The sequence below is a fragment of the Streptomyces sp. SID5910 genome, assembly GCF_009862125.1.
GTDB lineage: Bacteria > Actinomycetota > Actinomycetes > Streptomycetales > Streptomycetaceae > Streptomyces.
Genome location: NZ_WWHX01000778.1, coordinates 1 through 5052, shown reverse-complemented (window position 1 = coordinate 5052; position 5052 = coordinate 1). Strand labels below are relative to the sequence as shown.

The window sequence follows — 5052 nt, the reverse complement described above, 5'->3', positions numbered from 1 at the left end:
CGCCGGTACTCGTCGGCCCACGCCTCCACCGTGTCGGCGGCCCGGTCGAAGGCCTCCGGCCGGGCGAGGAAGTCCGCGTTGTGGCTGGTCATCAGCGCGGGTACGCCGTCCCCGGCCCGGCCCTGCCGGACGAGGAGCAGCGCCTGGCCCTGCACCGTGCGCGGCAGGCCGAGCCACCGCACCGGCTGCTGCACCGTCCGCACGCTGGCGATCTGCTGCCAGGCCACCGTGCGGGTGGTGAAGAACGCCACCTGGCGCACGCCCCGCGCGCTCACCCAGGCGCCCATGCGCAGCAGCCGCAGGGCGCAGGCGATCATGACGAGGGCGACGCCGAAGACCACGGCGGCCGAGGACGCAGAGTCCGTCACCGCGATGATGACCGCCGCGAACAGGACGAACGAGGCGAGCAGCAGCGTGAGCGCCGCCAGCCCCACCCGCCAGGGCCCCGGCCGGTAGGGCCGACGCCACTGGTCGCGGTCGTCGTAGGGCAGCGCGACGTCCTCGGCCGCGTCGAAGGCGCGGTCGGCCGTCAGGAAGGGCAGGGGCACGGCTGGTCCTCACTCGTTCCATGGCGTGTGCTGTGCCCGGTGAGGCTACCGACCTGTGTCTCCGGTCACCACCTTCGGGGCCCCGGATGGAGTCAGGACCGGCCGGATGCCGTCTCAGCGTCCTTCGGACGCCTGTGACTGCTGCTGCTGTGGTGAGGGCTGATCGGCCGACAACGCGGGCATCCCGATCAGCAGGGACCCGGCTATCCCGGCGACCACGGTGAGCCCCAGCAGCCAGCGCCCGGCCAACTGGCCGAAGGACGCCCGCTCGCGGGGCGGGGGAGTGACATTGCTGCGGAACCTGTCGGCTTCGGCGACGAAGGCGAACGGCACGGGTTCACGCCTGCGGATCATCGGAGGTGCGTCTCCCTTCAGGGATCAAGCGAATCGCTGTTACTCATACAGACGAACGAACGCCGTCGCAGGTGCCCAGTTTCACCGACTTCATCGCGGCACGGCACCGATCGCCCCATTCGGCGGGCCGTAGAGTGGCCTGGCCAAGCGACAAGATGGGAAGGCCCTCCACCCGTGACCGACACCCCCGCCGACGATTTCAAGATCGACCTCCGCAGCGACATCTCCGTCGAGCTGGTCAAGAGCAGCGCCACCGACTCGGACGTGCTGTTCGCCGCCCGCGTCTCGACCGTCGGGGAGCAGTCCCTGGTCGAGCTGAACAAGGACCCGGAGCGCTCCAAGGGCCTCATCAACTACCTCGTCCGGGACCGCCACGGCAGCCCGTTCGAGCACAACTCGATGACCTTCCTCATCAGCGCCCCGATCTTCGTCTTCCGCGAGTTCATGCGGCACCGCGTCGGCTGGTCCTACAACGAGGAGTCGGGCCGCTACCGGGAGCTCCAGCCGGTCTTCTACGTGCCGGGCACCGACCGCAAGCTGGTCCAGCAGGGCCGCCCCGGCAAGTACGTCTTCGTCGAGGGCACCGCCGAGCAGCACGAGCTGGTCAGCCGCTCGATGGAGGACTCCTACCGCCAGGCCTACCGGACGTACCAGGAGATGCTCGCCGCCGGCGTCGCCCGCGAGGTGGCCCGCGCGGTGCTCCCCGTCGGCCTGTACTCCTCGATGTACGCCACCTGCAACGCGCGCTCGCTGATGCACTTCCTCGGCCTGCGCACCCAGCACGAACTGGCGAAGGTGCCCTCCTTCCCGCAGCGGGAGATCGAGATGGTGGGCGAGAAGATGGAGCAGGAGTGGGCGCGGCTCATGCCGCTCACCCACGCCGCCTTCAATGCCAACGGTCGCGTGGCGCCGTAACGCCCCGAGCGCCGCTCGGGCACAGATGTGCGCATCAGCCGCCCGAAGTGTCCCGATTGCGGCGTTTGGAGAAGTTCATCTAGCCTGATCAAAGGGACCCGGCACTGCTTGAACCCCCGAGCAGGCAGTGCCGGGCTCCACCTTCGTGCCGATCTGCCGCCTCCCCCGAGGGCAGACCCCGCCCTGAGCAACGAGTAGCGTGTAACCCATGGCTCCGACCTCCACTCCGCAGACCCCCTTCGGGCGGGTCCTCACCGCCATGGTCACGCCCTTCGCGGCGGACGGCGCACTCGACCTCGACGGCGCGCAGCGGCTCGCCGCCCACCTGGTGGACGCAGGCAACGACGGCCTGATCATCAACGGCACCACCGGCGAGTCCCCCACCACCAGCGACGCGGAGAAAACGGACCTCGTACGAGCCGTCCTGGAGGCCGTCGGCGACCGCGCCCACGTCGTCGCCGGAGTCGGCACGAACAACACCCAGCACAGCATCGAGCTGGCCCGCGCCGCCGAGCGCGTCGGCGCCCACGGCCTCCTGCTCGTCACGCCGTACTACAACAAGCCCCCGCAGGAGGGCCTGTACCGCCACTTCACGGCCATCGCCGATGCCACCGAGCTGCCCGTCATGCTCTACGACATCCCCGGCCGCAGCGGCGTCCCGATCAACACCGAGACGCTCGTCCGCCTCGCGCAGCACCCGCGGATCATCGCCAACAAGGACGCCAAGGGCGACCTCGGCCGCGCGAGCTGGGCCATCGCGCGCTCCGGTCTCGCCTGGTACTCCGGCGACGACATGCTGAACCTCCCGCTGCTCTCGGTCGGCGCGGTCGGCTTCGTCTCGGTCGTCGGCCACGTCGTCACCCCCGAGCTGCGCGCCATGGTGGACGCCTTCGTCGCGGGAGACGTGCAGAAGGCACTGGAGATCCACCAGAAGCTGCTCCCGGTCTTCACCGGCATGTTCCGCACCCAGGGCGTCATGACCACCAAGGCCGCGCTCACCCTCCAGGGCCTGCCGGCGGGCCCCCTGCGGGCGCCCATGGTCGAGCTGACGGCGGAGGAAACCGAGCAGCTCAAGATCGATCTTGCTGCCGGCGGGGTACAGCTCTGACAACGGACTTAGCACCACCGCACCGCCAGGTGCCACAACGGCTTCACAACTGAATACGCGGGCCACCGGTGCCCGCATCCCACCAAGACAACTGCTTATGCACGAACGTCACGCGCGCCACGTGCCCACCGGTACGTGGCGCGTGTGGTTGAGGAGAGTCTTTTGAGTCATCCGCACCCTGAACTGCGCCGTCCCCCGGCGCTCCCCGCAGGCGGCCTCCGGGTCACCCCGCTGGGAGGCCTCGGCGAGATCGGCCGCAACATGACGGTCTTCGAGTACGGCGGCCGCCTGCTGATCGTCGACTGCGGAGTGCTCTTCCCCGAGGAGGAGCAGCCCGGAATCGACCTGATCCTGCCGGACTTCACGTCCATCCGTGACCGCCTCGACGACATCGAGGGCATCGTCCTCACGCACGGCCACGAGGACCACATCGGCGGCGTCCCCTTCCTCCTGCGCGAGAAGCCGGACATCCCGCTGATCGGCTCCAAGCTGACCCTCGCCCTGATCGAGGCCAAGCTCCAGGAGCACCGCATCCGTCCGTACACCCTGGAGGTGGAGGAGGGGAACCGCGAGCGCATCGGCCCGTTCGACTGCGAGTTCGTCGCGGTCAACCACTCGATCCCGGACGCGCTGGCCGTCGCCATCCGCACCCCGGCGGGCATGGTCGTCCACACCGGCGACTTCAAGATGGACCAGCTCCCGCTGGACGGCCGGCTCACGGACCTGCACGCCTTCGCGCGGCTGAGCGAGGAGGGCATCGACCTGCTCCTCGCCGACTCGACGAACGCCGAGGTCCCGGGCTTCGTCCCGCCCGAGCGCGACATCTCCAACGTCCTGCGCCAGGTCTTCGCCGGTGCGCGCAAGCGCATCATCGTGGCGAGCTTCGCCAGCCACGTCCACCGCATCCAGCAGATCCTGGACGCCGCGTACGAGTACGGCCGCCGGGTCGCGTTCGTCGGCCGCTCCATGGTCCGCAACATGGGCATCGCCAGAGACCTCGGCTATCTGAAGGTTCCGCCGGGCCTGGTCGTGGACGTCAAGACCCTCGACGACCTGCCGGACAGCGAAGTGGTCCTGGTCTGCACGGGCTCCCAGGGCGAACCAATGGCGGCCCTGTCCCGCATGGCCAACCGGGACCACCAGATCCGCATCGTCGAGGGCGACACGGTGATCCTGGCGTCGTCCCTCATCCCGGGCAACGAGAACGCGGTCTACCGCGTGATCAACGGCCTGACCCGCTGGGGCGCCAACGTCGTCCACAAGGGCAACGCCAAGGTGCACGTCTCGGGCCACGCGTCCGCCGGCGAGCTCCTGTACTTCTACAACATCTGCCGGCCGAAGAACCTGATGCCGGTCCACGGCGAATGGCGCCACCTGCGGGCCAACGCCGAGCTGGGCGCCCTCACCGGCGTCCCGCACGACCGCATCGTCATCGCCGAGGACGGAGTCGTCGTCGACCTCGTCGAGGGCAAGGCGAAGATCTCCGGCAAGGTCCAGGCGGGATACGTCTACGTCGACGGCCTCTCCGTCGGCGACGTCGGCGAGCCGGCCCTCAAGGACCGCAAGATCCTCGGCGACGAGGGCATCATCTCGGTCTTCGTCGTCATCGACTCGTCCACCGGCAAGATCACCGGAGGCCCGCACGTCCAGGCGCGCGGCTCGGGCATCGAGGACGCGGCCTTCACCGACGTCCTGCCCCGGATCGTGGAGGCGCTGGAACGCTCGGCGCAGGACGGGGTCGTCGAGCCCCACCAGCTCCAGCAGCTGGTGCGCAGGACCCTCGGCAAGTGGGTGTCGGACAAGTACCGACGTCGGCCGATGATCCTCCCTGTGGTCGTGGAGGTCTGACGGTCCGTCGGACCCACGACCGCGTGAACGAGGAGCGGGGCGCCACGATTTGCATCGGGGCGCCCCGCTCCAGTACGTTTACATCTCCGCTCGGACGGGCACCCGATCACTTCGTGGTTCGGAGCCGCCCCGGAGGGCGGGAAATCCGACTCAGAATCTCTGATAAAGTCGGAACCGCCGGAAAGGGAAACGCGAAAGCGGGAACCTGGAAAGCACCGAGGAAATCGGATCGGAAAAGGATCTGATAGAGTCGGAAACGCAAGACCGAAGGGAAAAGCC

General features: G+C 69.0%; 5 protein-coding genes. 3 read left to right on the top strand and 2 right to left on the bottom strand.

What is annotated here, in order from left to right; translation table 11 throughout:
* Together GTW67_RS27585 and GTW67_RS27580 are read right to left on the bottom strand one after the other, a co-directional pair.
* Positions 1-548, bottom strand: a 548-nt coding sequence (locus GTW67_RS27585; protein ID WP_161167481.1) for an SCO5741 family PH domain-containing membrane protein, incomplete at its 3' end; no start/stop codon positions are given.
* A gap of 114 nt (positions 549-662) precedes the next feature.
* Positions 663-902 carry a hypothetical protein gene (locus GTW67_RS27580; RefSeq protein WP_161167480.1) on the bottom strand — a complete coding sequence of 80 codons (240 nt, stop codon included), beginning with the start codon at positions 900-902 and terminating at the stop codon, positions 663-665.
* Between the two features lie 174 nt (positions 903-1076).
* Here GTW67_RS27580 and thyX point away from each other — a divergent pair, with 174 nt between their 5' ends.
* From thyX to GTW67_RS27565, 3 genes are all read left to right on the top strand, one after another.
* On the top strand, positions 1077-1817 hold the full coding sequence (gene thyX, locus GTW67_RS27575) for an FAD-dependent thymidylate synthase (protein ID WP_161167479.1): 741 nt from the start codon (positions 1077-1079) through the stop codon (positions 1815-1817).
* A gap of 208 nt (positions 1818-2025) precedes the next feature.
* Positions 2026-2925: a 4-hydroxy-tetrahydrodipicolinate synthase gene (gene dapA / locus GTW67_RS27570; protein WP_161167478.1), complete on the top strand. Its 900-nt coding sequence runs from the start codon at positions 2026-2028 to the stop codon at positions 2923-2925.
* A gap of 162 nt (positions 2926-3087) precedes the next feature.
* Positions 3088-4773 (top strand): ribonuclease J, encoded by a 1686-nt coding sequence (locus GTW67_RS27565; protein WP_161167477.1) that lies wholly within the window; start codon positions 3088-3090, stop codon positions 4771-4773.
* Positions 4774-5052 lie beyond the last annotated feature (279 nt).

What these genes read in the sequence shown, in the direction of transcription:
- GTW67_RS27580 (WP_161167480.1), bottom strand. Translation starts at nt 902, where the DNA reads ATGATCCGCAGGCGTGAACCCGTGCCGTTCGCCTTCGTCGCCGAAGCC.
- dapA (WP_161167478.1), top strand. Translation starts at nt 2,026, where the DNA reads ATGGCTCCGACCTCCACTCCGCAGACCCCCTTCGGGCGGGTCCTCACC.